This is a genomic window from Streptomyces sp. NPDC017936, from assembly GCF_044328485.1.
Classification (GTDB): domain Bacteria; phylum Actinomycetota; class Actinomycetes; order Streptomycetales; family Streptomycetaceae; genus Streptomyces.
Map to the genome: position 1 here is coordinate 140,161 of NZ_JBIRHK010000005.1, position 20,933 is coordinate 161,093.

Sequence of the window (20,933 nt, forward strand, 5' to 3'; positions counted from 1 at the left end):
CGCCCCCTCCTCCCGACGGCCGGCTCAGCTCTCCGCGAGCAGCTCGTCCGCGTCCACGATCCGGTACGCGTACCCCTGCTCCGCCAGGAACCGCTGCCGGTGCGCGGCGAAGTCCTGGTCGATGGTGTCGCGGGCGACCACGGAGTAGAAGTGGGCCTGGTGGCCGTCGGCCTTCGGCCGCAGGACGCGGCCCAGGCGCTGGGCCTCCTCCTGGCGGGAGCCGAAGGTGCCCGACACCTGGATGGCGACCGTCGCCTCCGGCAGGTCGATCGAGAAGTTCGCGACCTTGGAGACCACCAGCACGCTGATCTCGCCCTCCCGGAAGGCGTCGAAGAGCTTCTCGCGCTGGGCGTTGGAGGTCTCGCCCTTGATGACCGGCGCGTTCAGGTGCTCGCCCAGCTCGTCCAGCTGGTCGATGTACTGGCCGATGACGAGGATCTGCTGCCCGGCGAAGCGGCGGACGATCGCCTCCGTCACCTTCCGCTTCGTCGCGGTCGTCGCGCAGAAGCGGTACTTCTCCTCCGCCTCGGCGGTCGCGTACGCCAGCCGCTCCGAGTCCGTGAGGTTCACCCGGACCTCGACGCAGTCGGCGGGCGCGATGTAGCCCTGCGCCTCGATCTCCTTCCAGGGCGCGTCGAACCGCTTCGGGCCGATGAGCGAGAACACGTCCGACTCGCGGCCGTCCTCGCGGACGAGCGTCGCGGTCAGCCCCAGCCGCCGCCGGGCCTGGAGGTCGGCGGTGAACTTGAAGACGGGCGCCGGCAGCAGGTGCACCTCGTCGTAGACGATCAGCCCCCAGTCCCGGGAGTCGAACAGCTCCAGGTGCGGGTAGACGCCCTTCCGCCGCGTCGTCAGCACCTGGTACGTGGCGATCGTGACGGGCCGGATCTCCTTCTTCGTCCCGCTGTACTCGCCGATCTCGTCCTCGGTCAGCGACGTCCGCTTCACCAGCTCGTGCTTCCACTGCCGGGCGGAGACCGTGTTCGTGACGAGGATCAGCGTCGTGGACTTCGCCTGCGCCATCGACCCGGCGCCGACCAGCGTCTTGCCCGCGCCGCAGGGCAGGACGACGACCCCGCTGCCGCCGTGCCAGAAGTTCTCCACGGCCTGCTTCTGGTACGGCCGGAGCGCCCAGCCGTCCTCGGCCAGCTCGATCGGGTGCGCCTCGCCGTCGACGTATCCGGCCAGGTCCTCGGCGGGCCAGCCCAGCTTCAGCAGCGTCTGCTTGATCTGCCCGCGCTCGGAGGGGTGCACGACGACCGTGTCCGGGTCGATGCGGGCGCCCACCAGCGGGGCGATCCGCTTGGAGCGCAGGATCTCCTCCAGGACCGGCCGGTCGGTGGTCGTCAGGACCAGCCCGTGCGCCGGGTGCTTGGACAGGGTGAGCCGGCCGTAGCGGTCCATCGTCTCGGCGACGTCGACGAGCAGCGCGTGCGGCACCGGATAGCGGCTGTACTGCACCAGCGCGTCCACGACCTGCTCGGCGTCGTGGCCCGCCGCGCGCGCGTTCCACAGGCCGAGCGGGGTCACCCGGTAGGTGTGGATGTGCTCCGGCGCCCGCTCCAGCTCCGCGAAGGGCGCGATGGCACGACGGCAGTCGTCGGCCTGCTCGTGGTCCACCTCCAGGAGCAGGGTCTTGTCCGACTGGACGATCAGCGGTCCGTTCACGTACGCACATCCCTTCCGCACGGCCAAACGTCCAGTGTGCCTCACCGGGCGGCGGTCACTCCCGGTCGTCGGCCAGCTCGGCCACCCCGGTGATCCGGTGCAGCGGATACGTCCGCACCTCGTCCGCCGTGTGGTCGTACGCCGTCACGAAGCCGCCCTCCACCCGGACCGGGGCGATGACGCGCTGGCTGGCGCCGCCCTCGGCGTTGACGTAGCCGATCCACAGGGCCTCACCGGTGAGGACGGCGGCCTGCACGGTGGCGAGGGTCTCCGCCGGGCTGGTGCGGGGCAGCTCGCCGGGGGCGAGCGGGGCGGAGTCGGTGGGCTTGCGGGGGGTGGTGGAGGCCAGGTCGCCCGCCCGGATCGCGCGGATCGCCGCCGTCAGGAGGGTGGCGTCGGGGACCGGCGGGCCCTCGGGCACCGGCTCGGGCGCCGAGCGCGGCGGGGTGCGGTGGGCCTGCGCGCGGGTGATCAGGACGTCGCCCTCGGCGGACTCGGCGGCCGGCGCGTACCCCATCGCGCGCAGCCCGTCGAGGAGGGCCGCCGGGTCGGCCTGCGCGGCCAGCACCGTCGGCGCGAGCCGGCGCAGCCGCAGGGCGGCGGCCCGTCGGTCGGCGAGGATCTCGTTCAGCAGGGCGTCGTCGTCGCAGCGGACGTACGCCGAGGCCGCGCCCACCCGCAGCCGGCCGTGCCGGCGGGCCACGTCGTCGATCAGGTACGCCAGCGGCTGCGGGACCGGCGTACGGGAGTGCTCGGCGAGGAAGGCGTGCAGGTCGGAGGCGGTGCGGCCGGCGTCCAGGGCGCGGCGCACGGAGGCCGGGGTGAAGCGGTAGACGGTCGCGCCGCCCTTCGACTCGACGTCCGCGAGGACGCCCAGCACGTCGGCGAGCGGGCGTCGCAGCGGGCCGGGGGCCACGGCCGTCAGGTCCGCCTGGAGCAGGACGTGGTCCAGCGGTTCGGGCAGCAGCGGGGCGAGCAGGCGGGCGGCGGCCGCGGTGGCGACGGCCTGCTCGGGCGGGGAGAGCGGCACGGGGGCCGAGGGACGGTGGTGGACGGGGAGCTTGTCGCCCGGCCCCTTCGGCTCCTCCTGGGCCCGGTGGACCACGGGCGCGCCGAGCAGCGCCCGGCCGTGCGCCGACAGCGCGCCCCGGCCGGTCACGCCCAGCAGCTCGGCCTCCGTCAGCGTCCAGCGGGCCAGCCGGGTGCGCAGGTCGTCCTCGCCGCGGGCCTCCCGGGGGCCCTGCGGGGCGCGCAGCGGCCGCTCCCAGCGCAGCCGGTCCAGCACCGCCTCCGCGTCCGGCGCGCCGCCCTCCGGCAGCGCGGCCAGCAGCGTCAGCACCCGGTGGCGCACCTCCGGCGCCGCCGAGCGGTCAAGACCCGGGCCCAGCGCCGACAGCGTCCGGTCCTTCGCGTCCCGCCCGCCGACCACCCCCGACGTGCGGGTCGCCGTCAGCCACGCCTCGGCCAGCAGCGCCCACCGCTCGGCCGCCGGACGCTCCCGCCACTCGTCGTACGCCGGGGTCGCCGCGTACCGCTCGTCGGCCTCCCCGTCCGAGGCGAGCAGCCCGGCGGCGTACGCCAGCTCGACCCAGAAGGCGGCGACCGGCTCGGAGACGTCGAGGGCGACGGCGGTCCGCTTGAGGTCGCGGACGCTGAGCCCGCCGGCCCGCAGCACCGCCGGGCCGCCCTCGTCCCAGTCCTTCAGCAGCTCCTCGACGGTCGACAGCGCCGTGTACGCCTGCCCGGCCGCGGTCGTGTCCACCACCTGCGGGCGGTGGGCGGCGGCCGGCTCGACGGCGGGCGGGACCGGCTCGGGCGCACGGTGCGCGCGGCCGGCCCGCAGGTGCAGGGCGACCTCGCGGGGCAGCACCACGGTGCCCGGAGCGGTCGGCAGCAGCAGGCCCCGGTCGAGCAGCCACCGCAGCCGGGGCGCCGGGTCGGCGGTGACCTGCCCGTACGGCGGTCCCCAGACGAGCCGGTCCAGCACCTCGCGGGAGTCGGCGGGGGCCCCGTCGAGCAGGGCGCCCATCTTCTCGCGGTCGGTGAACAGGGCGGTCAGCGCGGCGACCGCCGAGACCGAGTCGTGGGTCGACGGCAGCCCGGCCGCCGCCACGATGTCCTGGATCCGGCCCGGCGACATCCCCGCGGTGGCCTCCTGCACGGACGGGCCGAGACCCGTCGGGGACGGGTGCTGCGGGGACGGCGCCAGCAGCTCACGGGCGGTGCGGACCAGCCGCAGCCGGTCGTCGGCGCCCCAGACGAGGGCCTGCTCCCGCAGGGCGGCCACGGCGCCGGGCAGCGCGCGGGCCACGGCCGGGTCGGCCGCGTCCCCCGCCATCAGTCCGAGCAGTTCGCTGTACGTCGCCGGGTCCCCGGCCACGGCCAGCGCCTCCGCCGTCTGCAGCGTGAACCGGTCCAGCCGCTCCAGCGCCCGCACGACGGAGGCACGGGTGCCGGCGCGGGTGGCGAGCTGCGTGAGGTCCGTGGGGACCGGCGTGATGAGGTCGGGGCGACGCCGCAGGAGAGCGGCCAGGGAGGCGTCGTCCCGTACGCGGAGCGCTTCCGCGAGGGACCGGGGGGCCGGATGGTCCTCGGTGCTCATCTGACCCACGGTAGCGGGTCGCTTCCGGGGGACCGAGCGGAAGTCCGGCGGCCGGCCGCGCGGACGGGCGGGGGCCGGGTCCGGGCCGGGGGCCTGCCGCGCCCGCGCCGGTGCGGACGCGGGCCTGCCGCCCCCCCCCGGGCCGTGCTCCGGTTCCGGGCGGGCCTCGCCCTCCGGCGCCGGGCGGGCCGGGAGGCCCGGGTCGGTGGTGGTGAGCACGGTTCTCCGTGCGGGACGCGCGGTAGCGTCTCCCCGTGGGGATCGAGAGCGACCAGGTCGTCTACGAGTATCTGAGCCGCGTCGGGGACGTGGCGCAGCAGCGGCAGCTGTCGTCGGCCACGCGGATGCGGCTCGTCGCGGACCTGCGGAACGAGATCGACCGGCGCCGGGCCAGGGCGCCCGTCGACAGTCCCGCCACCGTGCGCCGCATCCTCTCCCGCCTCGGCACCCCGGACGAGGTCGTCACGGCCGCGTCCGGCGAGCGGCCCGTCGTGCCGGAGACGCGGGCGCCGTCCGTACCGGTGCAGCGGGACGGCGAGGGGGAGCGGGCCGACGGGGGCAGGAAGGCGAAGGGGAACTGGTGGAGCGTGCCGCGTCCGCGGTCCGACGCGCCCCCGCCCGCCGCCTCGGACGTACCGTCCCCGCCGCACCGGGCCGGGGCGCACGAACTCGGCGACTCCGCGCAGAGCCCCGACTGGTGGCGGCGCGGACCCGACCCCCTCGGACTCGGTGACGAGGTGCCGGGGTTCGTCGGCGGCATCGAGATCCCGGACATGCTCAAGCCCCCGCCCGCCAGGGGCCCGGAGGGCCCGGCGAAGGAGGACGTGGCAGGCGCGGCCGGGGACGCGGCGGGCGCGGAGAAGGCGGAGGCGCCGGCCCGCGGCCGGTTCCTGCCCTTCCTCGGCGGCCGCCGCCGCTGGACCAACCCCCTCCTCCTGGCCGCCGCCGGCTGCCTCGTGGTCGGCGCGGTGATCGGGGAGTGGCTCGTGATGGCCGCGGGCTGGCTCATCGCCTACGCCTCCCGCCGGCTGACCGAACGGGAGACGAAGTGGGCGGTCGTGGTGCTCCCCGGGCTCGCGGCCGGGGCCGGCGTCGTCTGGCTGTGGGGGCGCGGCGAGGGACGCTGGGGCGACCCCATCGCCGAGGGACAGCTGAACGACGCCGTCGGCGCGACCGTGCCGTGGGTGGTGCGGGGCGCGGCCGTGGCGTCGGCGCTGTTCCTGCTGTGGCGGTCGCAGCGGAAGAAGTAGGCCCACCCGGCCGGGCCCGTGCCGGCCGGGCCCGTGCCGACCGGGCCCGCGTCGGCCAGGACCGGACCCGCGTTGGCCGCGACCGTGCGGGAGAGGCCCATGCCGGAGGGGTCCGCGCCGGAGGGGTCCGCGCCGGAGGGGTCCGCGCCGGAACCGGCGGCCAGGGCGTCTGGGCTGGCCTGAGCGTCCGGGGCGGCCGGGGTGGCCGGGGTGGCCGGGGTGGCCAGGGCGTCCGGAGCGGCCGGGGCGGCCAGGGCGTCTGGGCTGGCCTGAGCGTCCGGGCTGGCCTGAGCGTCCGGGGCGGCCAGGGCGTCTGGAGTGGCCTGAGCGTCCGGGGCGGCCAGGGTGGCCGGAGCGGCCGGGGTGGCCGGGGTGGCCAGGGCGTCCGGAGCGGCCGGGGCGTCCGGGGCGTCCGGGGCGGCCAGGGTGGCCAGGGCGTCTGGGCTGGCCTGAGCGTCCGGGGCGGCCGGAGCGGTCGGGGTGGGCGGGCAGAATGGCGTCCATGGCCCCCACGAGCTCCGCCCCCGCCCCCGCCCTCACCGTCGGCTTCGACCTCGACATGACCCTGATCGACTCCCGCCCGGGCATCCGCGCCTGCTGGGTGGAGCTGTCCGCGCGGACGGGGACGTACGTCGACGCCGACCTGGTGGTGTCGCGGCTGGGGCCGCCGCTGGAGGAGGAGATGGCGTACTGGTTCGCGGCGGAGGAGATACCGGCGACGGCCGACCTCTACCGCGAGCTCTACCCCGAGTACGCCATCACCGGGACCCTCGCGATGCCCGGCGCCCGCGAGGCGATCGCGGCCGTGCAGGCGGCCGGCGGGCGCGCCGTCGTCGTCACCGCCAAGTGGGGGCCCAACGCCGAGCTGCACATGAAGCACCTGGGCATGGCACCGGACGCGGTGATCGGCAACCTGTGGGCGGAGCAGAAGGCGGTGGCCCTGCGCGAGCACGGCGCCGGCGTCTACGTCGGCGACCACGTCGGGGACGTGCGCGGCGCCCGGCGCGCCGGGGCCTTCTCGGTGGCCGTGGCCACGGGCCCGTGCAGCCCCGCCGAGCTGACCGAGGCGGGGGCGGACGTCGTCCTCGACGACCTGACGCGGTTCGGGGAGTGGTTCGCCGGCCACGCCGGCTGACTCACCGGGCGCGGCGGCTCACCGCGAGGGCCGACTTCCGGCCGTTCGCGCCCGCCGGCGTCCCGCCGCGATCGACCGGAGAACACCCGCGCCCGCGATGAGGAAGCCGACGCCCATGAACATGCTCAATCCGAACATGTACGTCGGGAAAGGCGTCGTCCCGAGCAGCAGCGGGGCCACGGTGACGAGAGTGGCCACGGCACCGATGAAGAACACGACGGCACCGGCGCGGATCAGTCGGTCACCGGGCGCGGCGGAATTCGTTTGGGTTTTGTCACGCACCGGACCAGGGTAGTTCCCAGCGCGAAGGAACAACCGGGCGACGTCTTGTCACCCGCCCGAAGACCATTAGCCTTGGTACCGGCGGGTCATGGTGGACCCGCTGTAGTGCTATCAAGAGCTGTTTTCCGAAGCAGTTTTCCGACGATACGAGGACGAGGACAGACGTGCCTACCGGCAAGGTCAAGTGGTTCAACAGTGAGAAGGGCTTCGGCTTTCTCTCCCGCGACGACGGCGGTGACGTCTTCGTCCATTCCTCGGTCCTCCCCGCCGGAGTCGAGACACTGAAGCCGGGACAGCGCGTGGAGTTCGGCGTCGTGGCCGGACAGCGCGGCGACCAGGCCCTCTCCGTCGTCCTCCTCGAGCCGACCCCCTCGGTCGCGGCCGCCCAGCGCAAGAAGCCGGACGAGCTGGCCTCGATCGTGCAGGACCTGACGACCCTCCTCGAGAGCATCACCCCGTCGCTCGAGCAGGGCCGCTACCCCGACAAGGTCTCCGGAAAGAAGATCGCCGGCCTGCTGCGCGCGGTCGCCGACCAGCTGGACGTGTGACCCGGATTCACGGGAAGGCGAGCGCCCGCGGGTCGAGGGGCGGCAGCAGCCCCTCGGCCGCCGCGCGCGTGAGCAGGCCGCGTACGGCCGCGTAACCGGCCTCGCCGAGGTCCGCCGTGAACTCGTTGACGTACAGGCCGATGTGCTGGTCGGCGACGGACGGGTCCATCTCCTGGGCGTGTTCCATCACGTAGGGGCGGGACAGCTCGGGATCGCCCCAGGCCGCCCGGACGGACGTCCGGATCGCGTCGGCGAGCCGGCGCAGCCGCTCCGCGCCCAGCGACCGCTTCGCGATGATCGCGCCCAGCGGGATCGGCAGGCCCGTCGTGGACTCCCAGTGCTCGCCCATGTCCGCGAGCTTGTGCAGGCCGTAGTTCCGGTACGTGAAGCGCGCCTCGTGGATGACCAGTCCCGCGTCGACCTTCCCGTCCCGCACGGCCGGCATGATCTCGTGGAACGGCATGACCACGATCTCGCCCACCCCGCCGGGGACCGTGTCCGCGGCCCACAGGCGGAAGAGCAGGTACGCCGTCGACCTCTCGCTCGGCACGGCGACCGTGGCGCCGACGAGACCGGCGCCCGGCTCGCGCGTGAGCACCAGGGGGCCGCAGCCCCGGCCCAGCGCGCCCCCGCACGGCAGCAGCGCGTACGTGTCGAGGACGTACGGCAGCACCGCGTACGACACCTTCAGCACGTCGTGCTCGGCGCGCTCCGCCATGCCGTTGGTGACGTCGATGTCCGCGAACGTCACGTCGAGGGCGGGCGCGTCCGGGACGCGGCCGTGGGCGAGGGCGTCGAAGACGAAGGTGTCGTTCGGGCAGGGGGAGTACGCGGTGCGCAGCGGCTGCTCACGGGTGGTCATGCGAATTCCAACTCTCCAGGACGGGTGCGAGCTTCCCGAAGGCCGTCGTCAGGGCGGCCAGCGCGTCGCCGATGCGCCAGGCGGCGCGGTCGCGCGGGCCCACGGGATTGGAGACCGCGCGGACCTCCAGGACGGCCGCGCCGTGCGCGGCGCACGCCTCGGCGACCCCGAAGCCCTCCATGGCCTCGGCGAGGGCGCGGGGGTGGCGCTCGCGCAGGGCGGCGGCCCGGGCGGCGGTGCCGGTGACCGTGGAGACGGTCAGGACCGTGCCGGCGCGGGCGCCGGTGGCGGCCACGGCCTCCCGCACCAGGGACCGGGGCGGAACGTGGGTGATCCTGCCGAAGCCCAGCTCGGTGACCGGCAGGAAGCCGTCGGGGGTCTCCGCGCCCAGGTCGGCGGCGGTGATCCGGTCGGAGACGACCAGGGAGCCGACGGGGGCCTCGGGGAGGAACCCGCCCCCGATGCCGGCCGAGACGACCAGGCCGTACGGCGTGCCCCGGAGCCCGGCGGCGGTCAGCGCGGCGGCGACGGACGCGGCGGCGAGGGCCGGCCCGACGCCGGCGGCGAGCAGGTCGAGGGTCCCGCCGGTGCGGTGCAGGGACACACCGGGCCCGTGCACCGGCCGGCCGGGCTCCGGGAACGCCCGCGCCACCGCGTCGCGTTCGGCCGGGACGGCGGTGGCCACGAGGACGCGTGGCGGGGGTACGGCGGCGGACGTGGTCAGTCGTCCTTCTCGAGCTTGAAGGACCACAGGCCGGTGACCGTCTGGCTGTCCTTCTTGCCGTCGCCCGCCTTGATGGAGACCAGGGTCGAGTCGCCCTGGGCGCCGTACTGCGCGTTGAAGAACACGCTGCCCGGGATCGTGCGGTACGTCTTGTCGCTGTCCTCGGTGAGCGGCTGACCGTTCATCAGGATCGTCCAGCGCTTCTCGGCGACGTCGGGGTCGACGCCGAAGCGGACGGTCTCGTCCGGGTCGACGCTGATCGACTTGATGTCCTTGTCCGCCAGGCACTTCGTGAGCTGCGCCTGCCCGAGGGCCTTGCCCTCGCCGCCGCAGGTGGCCTCCTCGCTGACCGAGGTCTGGCCGACGGTGATCGTGGACAGGGGCGTCGGGCTGTCGCAGGCCGACAGGACGAGCAGTCCGGCGGAAACGGCGCCGGCGGCGGCGACGGCGCGGCGGCGTCGCACGGCGCGGTGTACATCAGCGGCTTCGCCGCGGGGCAGCGTGGTCATGTCCGAAGGCTATCGGGCACGCCCGGAGGTCTCTCTACGTGGGGGGCGGCGTGGCCGGGTGTCACGCCACGGGGTGCACCCCGTCGTCCGGCCGCTCAGACCGGGCCGGGCCGTGCGGGGCCGCCGTGGCGGGCCGAGCGGAGCAGGCCGCGGACGGTGGTGCCCCAGCCGACCGCCACGACGACCGCCGCCACCGACAGGCCCAGCGGGCCGTTCAGCGGCATCACGATGCCGACCGCGCCGCCGAACACCCAGGACATCTGCAGCAGCGTCTCCGAGCGCGCGAACGCCGACGCCCGCACCGGCTCCGGCACGTCCCGCTGGATCAGCGCGTCCAGGGACAGCTTGGACAGCGCCTGCGAGAAGCCCGCGAACGCCGTCAGGCACGCCACCAGGAACGCCCCGAAGAACACGGCCGCCGTGATCGCCGCGCCCAGCACGACCGCCACCACCGTCACGATGATCAGCTCCGGCGCCCGGGAGCGCAGCCCCGCCCCCACCGCCGTGCCCAGCGCGTTGCCCGCGCCCGCCGCGACCGCCACCATGCCCAGCGACACCGCCGCGCTCTGGCCGGTCAGCGGGTGCTCGCGCAGCAGGAACGCCAGGAAGAAGGTCAGGAACCCGGACAGCCAGCGCAGGGACGCGTTCGCGCCCAGGGCGTGGGTGACGGCGATGCCGACCGTCCTGAGACCGGGGCGCTTGACCGGCCGGCGGTGCGGGCCGTGCAGGTGCTGCTCGTCCGCCGCGAGCAGCGCCGTGTCCTCGCCCTTCGCCGAGTCGACCTTCCGGGGGAGGGAGAACGACAGGAACGTTCCCGCCACGAAGATCAGGAAGGCGCCGTAGAGCGGATAGCGCGGGCCGAGGACCTGGAGGCCCGCCGCCACGGGGGCGGCGATCCCGGTGGCCAGCAGACCGCCGAGCGTGACCCGGGAGTTCGCCTTCACCAGGGAGAAGCGGGGCGGCAGCAGGCGGGGCACCACGGCGCTCCTGACCACGCCGTACGCCTTCGACGCGACCAGGACGCCGAGGGCGGCCGGGTACATCTCGATGCTGCCGGTGACGACCGCGCCGGAGAGGACGAGCGCGAGGAGCGCGCGGGCGAGCATCGCGCCCGCCATGGCGGCCCGGCGGCCGTGCGGCAGCTTGTCCAGGAGCGGGCCGATCACCGGGGCGAGGACCGTGAACGGCGCCATCGTGATCGCCAGGTACAGCGCGACGCGGCCGCGGGCCTCGTCCGTGGGGACCGAGAAGAAGACCGTGGACGCGAGGGCGACCGTGACCATCATGTCCCCCGCGCCGTTCACACCGTGCAGCTCGATCAGCTTGCCGAGCCCGGACTCGCCGGCGCCGTGCGCGTGCGTGGCCCTGCGGATCCCGCGGGCGGCGGCCGTGAACGGAAGCCGCAGGGCACGACCGATCGCGCGGACGGATCCGTGCACACGGTCCGAACCGCTCACCCGGCTCCTCCCCTTGTTCCCCGTGGCCGCACCTGTCCCGGTGGCGCCCTGGGGTGTCCTCGCGGTTGCCACCCCGTCATAGTGCCCCGAGAAGGCCGTGCGTAGTGCGGTTACCGCGCGTATGTCCGTGTACTGTCCGGCCGACGGGGACACGGACCGGGGCGGGACCGGAGGGCCGGACACGGTTCGAAGGTCCGCAGAAGCACCGTCGGTGTGGGCTGAGAGCGCGCGAACAGGTAGCGTGCGTATCTCAGCCATCCCGCACAATGGATGGCACAGGTGCGCCCGAGCGCGATCGGACGCTGACGTCGACGCGGCCCCCAGGTCCGCTCCGTCCGCGCCGCCGCCGGAGGCAACCGCACCCGAGAGACGGCGTAGGAGAGAAGCGATACCTGTGAGCGCAGCGAGCACGCGAAGCCGCACCCCCGACCGCCTGTGCGCCGAGGCCGTCGACCTCGCCCGCACCGCGGCAGAGGAGGCCGCCGCGCCCGGCGTGGTCGGGGAGCACGTCGGCGTGCTCTCCGAGGGCGACCGCGTGGTGACGCACTTCTTCGAGTGCCGTGAGCTCGGCTACCGGGGCTGGCGCTGGGCGGTGACCGTCGCGCGGGCCTCGCGGGCGAAGATCGTCACCCTGGACGAGGTCGTGCTGCTGCCCGGTCCGGACGCGGTGCTGGCACCGGAGTGGGTGCCGTGGAGCGAGCGCCTGCGCCCCGGCGACCTGGGTCCCGGCGATCTGCTGCCGACGGAGGCGGAGGACCTGCGCCTGGAGCCCGGCTACACCGCCGAGGACACCCCGCCGCCGAACTCGGCCGTCTCGGAGGAGATGGCCGACCTCGTGGAGGCGGAGGACGCGGAAGTGACCGCCGGCCCGCCGGCGAAGCTCCCGACGGCGCCGTCGCGCGGCTCGATCGCCGCGGTCGCGGAGGAACTGGGCATGCGCCGTGCCCGCGTCCTGTCGCGCTACGGCCTGCACACCGCGGCCGACCGCTGGGAGGAGTCCTTCGGCGCCAAGACGCCCATGGCCCAGGCGGCCCCCGCCTCCTGCGTCACCTGCGCCTTCCTCCTCCCCGTCGGCGGCTCCCTCGGTCAGGCCTTCGGCGTCTGCGCCAACGAGTTCTCCCCCGCCGACGGCCGCGTCGTCTCCCTGGCCTACGGCTGCGGCGGCCACTCCGAGGCCGCCGTCATGCCGAAGCCGCCGCAGCCGGCTCCGCCGGTCATCGACGAGACGAGGGTGGACCCCTTCCCGCTGCGCCCGGCCCCGGACTCGGGTTCGGTGCCGGCGGTGGCGGACGAGGAGTCGGCGGAGCTGGGACACTCCTGAGCCGTCGGCGTCCCGGCCGCGGCCGGGCGTCCTCGTCCCGGTGGAGGGGCAGGGCGTCCGCCGGGATCGTCCGGTCGCCGATGGTGACGTCCTCCCCGTGCACGAAGTCCTCGCGGGTCGCGTCACGCGGGCCGTCGGGAGCGGAGCGGATGCCGGTGAGGACGGGCGGCCGCGCGGTGAGGCGGTGGGCCAGGAGGCCGGTGGCCCGCTGGAGCGGTGCGGGGGAGGGGACGGCGGGGCGCGGGACGTCCGGGAGCCGCTTGCGGGACGGTGCCGCGCGCTCACGCTTCCCGGTGGCGGGCGCGGATCCCGCGGCGGGGGCGGCGGGGTGACCGGGCGCCGGTCGCGGCGCGGGTGTCCGTGGGTCTTCAGCTCGCGCAGCGCGGCGGAGACGCGGGTGGTGCCTTCCTCGAAGCGGGCGGCGAGGCTCTTGACGTCCACGGGGGCGCCGGTGGGCGGCGACGGGACGTGGCAGCCGAGGCCGATCGCGAGCAGCGACAGCTCGGCGTGCCGGGTGAGGTGGTTGCCGATCACCACGAAATGAGTGGTGTGGCGGGTGTTCTCGTGGATGACGCCGCCGGTGCGGTGACGCGAACGGGTCGGATTGTTCCTTGGTGGTCAGATCCCCGCACGGGGATTGCCGTCCCGGCGGGGGCCGAAGTCTTTTTGCGGTTGTGTGCGCTGAGCGCAGGGGTGCCGGGGATTCGAAAATCCGGCTGAGCCGGTGATGTTCACCCACCCGGGTGACCGGGCGCCGCGGGCGGGAGGGGTGGGACTCGGCGGGGTTTTTCTCCCCGGTTTTTGTCCGGAAGGGATCGCCCGTGTCACCGGGGCGCGCGTTTTCGGGTTCCGGTGACAGACGGATTTCCGCCCGCACCGTCTTGCGCGGCCGCGGCGCGAACGGCTGCCGGAGCCGGGGCGGTCGTCCTGCGGGACGCTTCAGGCCATGCCGGCCGACGCCGACCCCCGCCCCCGCCGCCTGGTCCGGCTTCCTCCCGTACGCCTCCGGAAGCTGACCGTCACCGCCGCGCGATACCTTCTCCTCACGCCGACGAGGGCCGATGAGGAGAGTCAACGTGAGCAAGTTCGTGCGGCCGGCGCCCGAGGGCGCGGACCCCTTCGGCACGGCCCGTCTGCGCCGCGGGGTGCTGGACGCCTGGGCGACCAGTCCCGCCCGTTTCCGGGAGGACGCCAACGCCGAGGAGGACCTCGTCCTCGGCGGCTACCGGGACCGCCTCGTCGTCGAGCTGGCGCAGAACGCGGCCGACGCGGCGGCGCGGGCCGGCGTCCCCGGGCGGCTGCGCCTCACGCTCCGCGAGGACGTCCTCGTCGCCGCGAACACGGGCGCCCCGCTGGACGCGGCCGGCGTCGAGTCGCTCGCCACCCTCCGGGCGTCCGCCAAACGGGACACGCAGCAGGTGTCCGTCGGACGGTTCGGCGTCGGTTTCGCCGCCGTGCTCGCCGTCACCGACGAACCCGCCGTCGTCGGCCGGCACGGCGGGGTCCGCTGGTCGCTGGCGGAGGCCCGCGTGCTGGCCACGGAGACCGCCCGGCACAGCCCGGGGCTGGGCGACGAGATCCGCCGCCGCGACGGGCACGTCCCCCTGCTCCGGCTGCCGTTCGCCGCCGAGGGCACCGCCCCGGACCCGTACGACACGGCCGTCATCCTGCCGCTGCGGGACCCGGCCGCCGCCGACCTCGTCGAGCGGCTCCTGACCGCCGTGGACGACGCCCTGCTCCTGGCCCTGCCGGGTCTCGAGGAGGTCGTCGTGGAGGTGCGCGACCAGGCGCCGCGCACCCTGCGCCGCCGCGCCGACGGCGACCTGACCGTCGTCGAGGACTCCCGGGACGGCACCACCCGCTGGCGTACCGCCGCCGCGAACGGGCCGCTCACGGCGGACCTGCTCGCCGACCGGCCGGTGGAGGAGCGGCTGCGGCCCCACTGGTCGGTGACCTGGGCCGTGCCCGTGGACGACGACGGCGGCCCGGCGCACCCCCGCACGAGCCCCGTCGTGCACGCGCCCACCCCGAGCGACGAGCCGCTCGGCGTGCCCGCGCTGTTCATCGCCTCCCTCCCGCTGGACACCACGCGCCGGCACGCCGCGCCCGGCCCGCTGACCGACTTCCTGGTGCAGCGCGCCGCCGACGCGTACGCCGGGCTGCTCGCCGGCTGGCGGCCGGTCGGCGCCGGGATCATCGACCTGGTGCCCGGCCCGCTGGGCAAGGGCGAGCTGGACGGCGCCCTGCGCCGGGCGATCCTGGAGCGGCTGCCCCGCACGGCCTTCCTGCCGCCCGCCGTCGAGGCCGCGCCGGAGGACGAACTGCCCGAGGCGCTGCGGCCGCGCGACGCGGAGATCGTGGAGGGGGCGGGCGCCGACACCGTACGGGTGCTGGCGGAGGTGCTGCCGACCCTCCTGCCCGCCGGTCTGGAACGGCGCGCGGAGCTGCGCACGCTCGGCGTCGCCCGGATCCCGCTCGCCGACGCGATCGACCGGCTGGCCGGCCTGGAGAAGGACCCGGACTGGTGGCACCGGCTCTACGACAGCCTCGCCGGCGTCGACCCGGACCGGCTGTCCGGCCTGCCCGTGCCGCTCACCGACGGCCGGACGACGATCGGGCCGCGGCAGGTGCTGCTGCCCACGCCGGAGGCGGCGAGCGTCGACGCCGACGTCCTCGGCCGGCTCGGCCTCAAGGTCGCCCACGCGGACGCCGCGCACCCGCTGCTGGAGAAGCTGGGGGCGCTGCCCGCGACGCCGCGTGCCGTGCTGACCACTCCGCAGGTGCGGGCCGCCGTCGCCGCCTCCCTGGACGAGGACGGCGGGGCCTGGGAGGAGGACACCCCGGACGCGGAGGAGCTCGCCGACACCGTCCTCGCGCTCGTGCGGGACGCCGGTCTGGAGCCGGGCGAGGAGCCCTGGCTCGGGGCGCTCGCGCTGCCCGACGAGGACGGCGAGCTCGCCCCGGCCGGTGAACTCGTCCTTCCCGGCAGCCCGTTCGCGCGCGTCATCCGCGACGGCGAACTCGCCGCCGTGGACGCGGAACTGGCCGAGCGGTGGGGCGAGCAGCCGCTCGCCGCGTGCGGGGTCCTCGCCGGCTTCGCGCTGGTCCGCGCCACCGACGTCGTCCTCGACCCGGACGAACTGGAGCCCCGCGAGGGCGACTTCGCCGAGCCCGACGACGCGGGCCTGCTGGACGCCGTGGACGTCTGGTGCGAGGACGTCCTCGACCGTTTCCCCGACTCACCGGTCCCGCCCGTCGCCACCGAACTGGTCGCCGTCCGCGACCTCGACCTCGTCGACGACGACCGCTGGCCGCAGGCGCTCGCCCTGCTGGCCCAGCCGCCCCTGCGCGACGCCCTCACCCAGCCGGTGCGCGTCCTGCTGCCGGACGGCACGCACGAGGTCGTCCGGCCCTACACGGCCTGGTGGCTGCGCGGGCACCCGGTGCTCGACGGCCGGCGCCCGGCGGGCCTGCTCGCCTCCGGCGGCGACCCCCTCCTGCGCGGGCTGTACGACGAGGCCGACGCCACCGGCTTCGACGACGAGCAGGTGCTGCGGGCGCTCGGAGTCCGCACGTCCGTGGCCGCGCTGCTCGACGAGCCGGGCGGCGCCGCCGAGCTGCTGGACCGGCTGGCCGACCCGGACCGGCCGGTCACCGCGGCGCAGCTGCACGGCCTGTACGGGGCGCTGGCGGAGCTGGACCCGGAGCAGGTGACGCTGCCGGACGAGCTGCGGGCCGTCGTCGACGGGCGGGTGGAGGTCGTCGACGCGGCCGACGCCGTCGTCGTGGACTCGCCCGACCTGCTGCCGTTCACCGAGGGCGTCCCGCTGCTGCCGGTACGGCCCGCGCGCGCCGCCGAGCTGGCCGAACTCTTCCAGGTGCGGCGGCTGAGCGAGTCCGTGACGGGCCAGGTCGACTCCGAGGGCGCCGAGCACGACGTGCCGGAGCCGGTGCGCGTGCTGCTCGGACCGCGGACCCCGGACAGCTACGTGGAGCACGACGAACTCGTCGTCGACGGCGTGGAGATCGACTGGCGGCTGACGGACGACGGCGTCCTGCACGCCGCCACCCTGGAGGGGGTCGCCGCGGGCCTCGCCTGGGCGGCCGGGCAGTGGCCGCGCCGCTTCGAGGTGGCGGCACTGCTGGAGGACCCGTCCCGGACGCGGGAGCTGGCGCGGGACCGCTGGTTCGACTGACGGCCCGGCACGTCCTTCACGGGCCCTTCGCATCTCCTCACTTTTTCTTCGTAGAACACGCAACCATCGAGCGCGCGTGCGAGTCTCACTCGGCGAGTCCGCGAGCGCGGCGACAGCCGGGTGAGGGAACCGCCGGGTGAGGCGGCGACCGAGCGCGGCAGCCGCCGGGGACTCGCTCTGTTCATCGCACACTTGGGCTCCGCGGGACGGTGACGACCCCGCGGGGCCACGGGGGGACATCCATGCGCCTTCGCGCCACCGCCGCCGTCACCCGCGGCGCCCCGGCCGGCACCGTGCCGGCCGGCGGCGCGGCCCCGGACACCTCCGGAAACCGGGGCGCCCGCAAGGGACTTCGTCGACGTGACGCGGACCGGCGGCCCCCGTACAACCCTTTCCCCTCGTCAGGGATCTGATCGTGCGAGCCGACAGGCTCGCGTCCACTCGGGCTCACCGCGGGCATCCGCCCGGTCGGCCCCTTCTCCACTTGGGACATGCATGCGCATTCGTGCCACCGTGGCCGCCGTCACCGGCGCCCTGGCCCTCTCCGCCTTCGCCGTGCCGGCCGCGCAGGCCGTCGACGGCTCGCCGAGCAAGGCCGACATCTCCGCGGCCGCGCACCGGGCCGCCTCCGGCAAGACCGCGTACACCGGCAGCGACACCGGTACCCCCTACGCGCTGAACCTGAAGTTCTCCGGCGTCACGGTCAACGGCGGCAAGCCGATCGTGGTGGGCCCCACCAACCACGCCCACGTCCCCGTGGCGTTCACGGTCACCCACGCCGCGGACGTCGACATCACCGCGGACGACTTCTTCCTGGACGTGGAGCTCTACCGCGGCGCGTCCTACCAGAACATCGACAACCTGCTCTGGGGCGACACCTGGCCCACCTGCACGGTGAAGACGGCCACCACCGCCACGTGCAAGGGCTACGTCGACATCTACTCGGCCGACGAGCTGGACAACGTCGACGCCACCACCTGGAAGGCGGGCGGCTACGCGATCGCCTACAACGGCGAGGACCCGACCTCCGACGACATCGACCTGAACAAGGTCGGCTACGCCGAGCAGGACGGCCTCGCCACCGCCCGGCTCCAGCGCCACACCACGCTGACGGCCAACGCCGCCCCCGAGCCGGTGAAGAAGGGCAAGACCATCACCGTCACGGGCAAGCTGTCCCGCGCCAACTGGGACACCGACACGTACACCGGGTACTCCGGCGTCTACGCGCAGCTCCAGTTCCGCAAGAACGGCTCCTCGACCTACTCCACGGTCAAGAGCGTCAAGACCACCTCCACCGGCGGTCTGTCCACCACCGTCACGGCCTCGGTGGACGGCTACTACCGCTACAACTTCGTGGGCACCACGACCGCCCCGGCGGTCGCCGCCGCGGGTGACTTCATCGACGTGCGCTGACGTCACCGGGCCCTGGCCGGCCCGGGAGGCCCGGTCCCCGCAGCCGGCGGGGACCGGGCCTTCGCGTGTCCGCCGGCCCCGCCGCTTCCCCGCCGGACCCTAGGCGGGGAAGCGGCGGTCGACCCACTTCCACAGGAGTTCCAGGGCTGCGGACGCCACCACCGCGACGCCCACCGCGATCCACGGCATCGTCACCCCGACCAGCCGCAGCGCGAAGAACTCCTGGAGCCACGGCACCACCAGCACGACCAGGAAGCACCCGCCCATCGCCGCCACCAGCGCGATCCGCCACCAGGTGTAGGGGCGGGCGACGACCGCCAGCACCCACATCGAGACCAGGAACAGCGTGAGCGTCGCGGCGCTCGTCTCGGCGTCCAGCGCGCCCTCGCCCGTGTAGTGGCGGCCGGCGATCAGATAGGTCACGAAGGTCGCCACCCCCGCCACGATCCCGCCCGGGATCGCGTACCGCATGACCCGGCGCACGAAGTGGGGCCGGGCCCGTTCGTTGTTGGGGGCCAGGGCGAGGAAGAAGGCCGGGACGCCGATGGTGAGGGTGGAGAGCAGGGTCAGGTGGCGGGGCAGGAAGGGGTACTCCACCTGCCAGCACACCACCAGCAGCGCCAGCAGCACCGAGTAGACCGTCTTCACCAGGAACAGGGTCGCCACCCGGGTGATGTTGCCGATGACCCGCCGGCCCTCCGCCACCACCGACGGCAGGGTGGCGAAGCTGTTGTCCAGCAGCACGATCTGCGCCACGGCCCGGGTCGCCTCGGAGCCCGAGCCCATCGCCACGCCGATGTCCGCGTCCTTCAGCGCGAGGACGTCGTTGACGCCGTCCCCGGTCATCGCCACCGTGTGCCCGCGCGCCTGGAGGGCGCCGACCATGTCCCGCTTCTGCTGCGGGGTGACCCGTCCGAAGACGGTGCCCTCGTCGAGGGCCCGGCCCATGCCGTCCCGTTCGGCCGGCAGCCGGCGCGCGTCGACCGTACGGGCCCGGAGGCCCAGCTTGGTGGCGACGGCGCCGACCGAGACCGCGTTGTCGCCGGAGATGACCTTGGCCCGCACGTCCTGCTCGGCGAAGTAGCGCAGGGTGTCGGCGGCGTCGGGGCGCAGCCGCTGCTCCAGGACGACGAGGGCGGTGGCGCGGGCCCCGCGGGCGACCTCGGGGTCGTCGAGGTCGCGGGCGGCACGGGCGAGCAGCAGCACGCGCAGGCCCTGCTCGTTGAGCCGCTCGGTGTCGGCGAGGGCGGGGTCGCCGGCGGGCAGCAGCACGTCGGGGGCGCCGAGCAGCCAGGTGCTGGTCTCGCCGTCGCCCTCGCTGAAGGCGGCGCCGCTGTACTTGCGGGCCGAGGAAAAGGGGAGCGACTCGGTGCAGCGCCAGTCGTCGGCGTCCGGGAAGGCGTCGATGATCGCCTGGAGCGAGGCGTTGGGGCGCGGGTCGGACTCGCCGAGCGCCCCGAGGACCCGCCGTACGTAGCCGGCGTCGCTGCCGCCCAGGGGGCGCACCTCGGTGACGTCCATGCCGCCCTCGGTGAGGGTGCCGGTCTTGTCCAGGCAGACGGTGTCGACGCGGGCGAGGCCCTCGATCGCCGGGAGCTCCTGGACGAGGCACTGCCGGCGGCCGAGGCGGATGACGCCGATGGCGAAGGCGACGGAGGTGAGCAGGACCAGCCCCTCCGGGACCATCGGGACGATGCCGCCGACGGTGCGCGCGACGGAGTCCTTGAGGTCGTTCTCCTTGACGACGAGCTGGGTGACGACCAGCCCGAGCGCGGCCGGGACCATCATCCACGTCACGTACTTGAGGATCGTGGAGATGCCGGAGCGCAGCTCGGAGTGGACGAGGGTGAACCGGGAGGCCTCCTCGGCGAGCTGGGCGGCGTAGGCCTCGCGGCCGACCTTCGTGGCGCGGAAGGCGCCGCCGCCGGCGACGACGAAGCTGCCGGACAGGACCTCCTCCCCGGGCCGTTTGACGACGGGGTCGGCCTCGCCGGTCAGCAGGGACTCGTCGATCTCCAGGCCGTCGGCCTCGACGCAGACGCCGTCCACGACGATCTTGTCGCCGGGTCCGACCTCGATGAGGTCGTCCAGGACGAGGGCGGAGGTGCCGACCACGACGGCGATGCCGTCGCGGCGGACGGTGGGCCGGGCCTCGCCGATCACGGCCAGGGAGTCGAGGGTCTTCTTGGCCCGCCACTCCTGGATGATGCCGATGCCGGTGTTGGCGAGGATGACGAACCCGAACAGGCCGTCCTGGATCGGCGCGACGAACAGCATGATCAGCCAGAGCACGCCGATGATGGCGTTGAACCGGGTGAAGACGTTGGCCCGGACGATCTCGCCGACGCCGCGGCTGCTGCGGACGGGCACGTCGTTGACCTGACCGCGCGCGACGCGCTCCGCGACCTCGGCGGTGGTGAGACCGGTCGCCGGGAGCGCCGGGGCGGTGGCGTCGGTATGGGTCATGGAATCGACGGTACGTGCGGACGGGGGCGTTCACCCGCCGGATGCCGGGAAGATCCGACCTGGGAAGGAGGGACGTCGTGCGGTGGTACCACGGGCCGCCCGCCCGGCCCCTACTCGGTCCGGACCCCGTCCCTGCTCGGTCCCGCTTCCCGCTCCCCGGCGGCCGCCCGCCTGAGCGCCGCGTCCCGCTTGCGGACGTACCAGATGCCGATGAGCCCGAGGCCCGCGCCGGCCAGGCAGGTCCACAGCCACCACAGGTGGCCGTGGTCGTCGAACCAGCCGTAGAAGGGGAGCTGCACGAGGAACAGCACGAACCAGAGGATCGTGCCGCCGGTGATGGTGGCGACCACGGGGCCCTCCAGGGGCTCCGGCGCCTCGTGCTGGGGGGTCCACTTCGCCATGGGCACAGCTTACGAGGCGCGCCGGCCGCGACACGGGCCGCCGGTGTCTACGCGCGGAGATAGCGTTCTGGTCCTCATATGTTCATACTGAAACCGTTT

General features: G+C 74.9%; 15 protein-coding genes. 6 read left to right on the forward strand and 9 right to left on the reverse strand.

Features of this window, described 5'->3' with window-relative positions; translation table 11 throughout:
• Positions 1 to 24 precede the first annotated feature (24 nt).
• Positions 25 to 1,668 carry a DNA repair helicase XPB gene (locus ACH4F6_RS12460; RefSeq protein ID WP_397959982.1) on the reverse strand — a complete coding sequence of 548 codons (1,644 nt, stop codon included), beginning with the start codon at positions 1,666 to 1,668 and terminating at the stop codon, positions 25 to 27.
• Positions 1,669 to 1,723: 55 nt separating this feature from the next.
• On the reverse strand, positions 1,724 to 4,270 hold the full coding sequence (locus tag ACH4F6_RS12465) for a helicase-associated domain-containing protein (protein ID WP_397959983.1): 2,547 nt from the start codon (positions 4,268 to 4,270) through the stop codon (positions 1,724 to 1,726).
• A gap of 254 nt (positions 4,271 to 4,524) precedes the next feature.
• On the opposite strand from ACH4F6_RS12465, the gene ACH4F6_RS12470 reads away from it, so the two are divergent.
• Positions 4,525 to 5,520 carry a hypothetical protein gene (locus ACH4F6_RS12470; RefSeq protein ID WP_397959984.1) on the forward strand — a complete coding sequence of 332 codons (996 nt, stop codon included), beginning with the start codon at positions 4,525 to 4,527 and terminating at the stop codon, positions 5,518 to 5,520.
• Positions 5,521 to 6,013: 493 nt separating this feature from the next.
• Positions 6,014 to 6,655, forward strand: a complete 642-nt coding sequence (locus ACH4F6_RS12475) for an HAD family hydrolase (RefSeq protein WP_397959985.1) — start codon at positions 6,014 to 6,016, stop codon at positions 6,653 to 6,655.
• Positions 6,656 to 6,673: 18 nt separating this feature from the next.
• On the opposite strand, the gene ACH4F6_RS12480 is transcribed toward ACH4F6_RS12475, so the two are convergent.
• Positions 6,674 to 6,937, reverse strand: a complete 264-nt coding sequence (locus tag ACH4F6_RS12480; RefSeq protein ID WP_397959986.1) for a hypothetical protein — start codon at positions 6,935 to 6,937, stop codon at positions 6,674 to 6,676.
• A gap of 164 nt (positions 6,938 to 7,101) precedes the next feature.
• Between ACH4F6_RS12480 and ACH4F6_RS12485 the strand changes: the two genes are divergently transcribed.
• Complete coding sequence (locus tag ACH4F6_RS12485) at positions 7,102 to 7,485, forward strand: cold-shock protein (RefSeq protein ID WP_397959987.1); 384 nt, start codon at positions 7,102 to 7,104, stop codon at positions 7,483 to 7,485.
• Between the two features lie 7 nt (positions 7,486 to 7,492).
• On the opposite strand, the gene ACH4F6_RS12490 is transcribed toward ACH4F6_RS12485, so the two are convergent.
• The 4 genes from ACH4F6_RS12490 to ACH4F6_RS12505 form a co-directional block, all read right to left on the reverse strand.
• Entirely contained in the window at positions 7,493 to 8,347 is an 855-nt protein-coding gene (locus ACH4F6_RS12490; RefSeq protein ID WP_397959988.1) for a 1,4-dihydroxy-6-naphthoate synthase, read from the reverse strand.
• The gene (locus tag ACH4F6_RS12495; protein WP_397959989.1) at positions 8,334 to 9,098 is read right to left on the reverse strand and encodes a futalosine hydrolase; all 765 of its coding nucleotides are present in this window, start codon (positions 9,096 to 9,098) and stop codon (positions 8,334 to 8,336) included. Before ACH4F6_RS12495 ends, ACH4F6_RS12490 begins: the two co-directional genes overlap by 14 nt.
• Complete coding sequence (locus tag ACH4F6_RS12500; protein WP_397959990.1) at positions 9,068 to 9,580, reverse strand: DUF2771 domain-containing protein; 513 nt, start codon at positions 9,578 to 9,580, stop codon at positions 9,068 to 9,070. Before ACH4F6_RS12500 ends, ACH4F6_RS12495 begins: the two co-directional genes overlap by 31 nt.
• A 95-nt stretch (positions 9,581 to 9,675) precedes the next feature.
• Positions 9,676 to 11,109, reverse strand: a complete 1,434-nt coding sequence (locus ACH4F6_RS12505; protein ID WP_397959991.1) for an MFS transporter — start codon at positions 11,107 to 11,109, stop codon at positions 9,676 to 9,678.
• A gap of 322 nt (positions 11,110 to 11,431) precedes the next feature.
• Between ACH4F6_RS12505 and ACH4F6_RS12510 the strand changes: the two genes are divergently transcribed.
• The 3 genes from ACH4F6_RS12510 to ACH4F6_RS12520 all read left to right on the forward strand — a co-directional run bounded on the left by ACH4F6_RS12510 (position 11,432) and on the right by ACH4F6_RS12520 (position 17,967).
• A complete protein-coding gene (locus tag ACH4F6_RS12510) occupies positions 11,432 to 12,358 on the forward strand; it encodes a DUF3027 domain-containing protein (RefSeq protein ID WP_397959992.1) in 927 nt (308 codons plus the stop codon).
• A gap of 1,076 nt (positions 12,359 to 13,434) precedes the next feature.
• Positions 13,435 to 16,554 carry a sacsin N-terminal ATP-binding-like domain-containing protein gene (locus ACH4F6_RS12515; protein WP_397959993.1) on the forward strand — a complete coding sequence of 1,040 codons (3,120 nt, stop codon included), beginning with the start codon at positions 13,435 to 13,437 and terminating at the stop codon, positions 16,552 to 16,554.
• A 495-nt stretch (positions 16,555 to 17,049) separates the two neighbouring features.
• The gene (locus ACH4F6_RS12520; protein WP_397959994.1) at positions 17,050 to 17,967 is read left to right on the forward strand and encodes a hypothetical protein; all 918 of its coding nucleotides are present in this window, start codon (positions 17,050 to 17,052) and stop codon (positions 17,965 to 17,967) included.
• Positions 17,968 to 18,066: 99 nt separating this feature from the next.
• Here ACH4F6_RS12520 and ACH4F6_RS12525 read toward each other — a convergent pair whose 3' ends face one another.
• Both ACH4F6_RS12525 and ACH4F6_RS12530 read right to left on the reverse strand, forming a co-directional pair.
• On the reverse strand, positions 18,067 to 20,433 hold the full coding sequence (locus tag ACH4F6_RS12525; RefSeq protein WP_397959995.1) for an HAD-IC family P-type ATPase: 2,367 nt from the start codon (positions 20,431 to 20,433) through the stop codon (positions 18,067 to 18,069).
• Positions 20,434 to 20,543: 110 nt separating this feature from the next.
• On the reverse strand, positions 20,544 to 20,834 hold the full coding sequence (locus tag ACH4F6_RS12530) for a DUF2530 domain-containing protein (RefSeq protein WP_397959996.1): 291 nt from the start codon (positions 20,832 to 20,834) through the stop codon (positions 20,544 to 20,546).
• Positions 20,835 to 20,933: the final 99 nt, after the last annotated feature.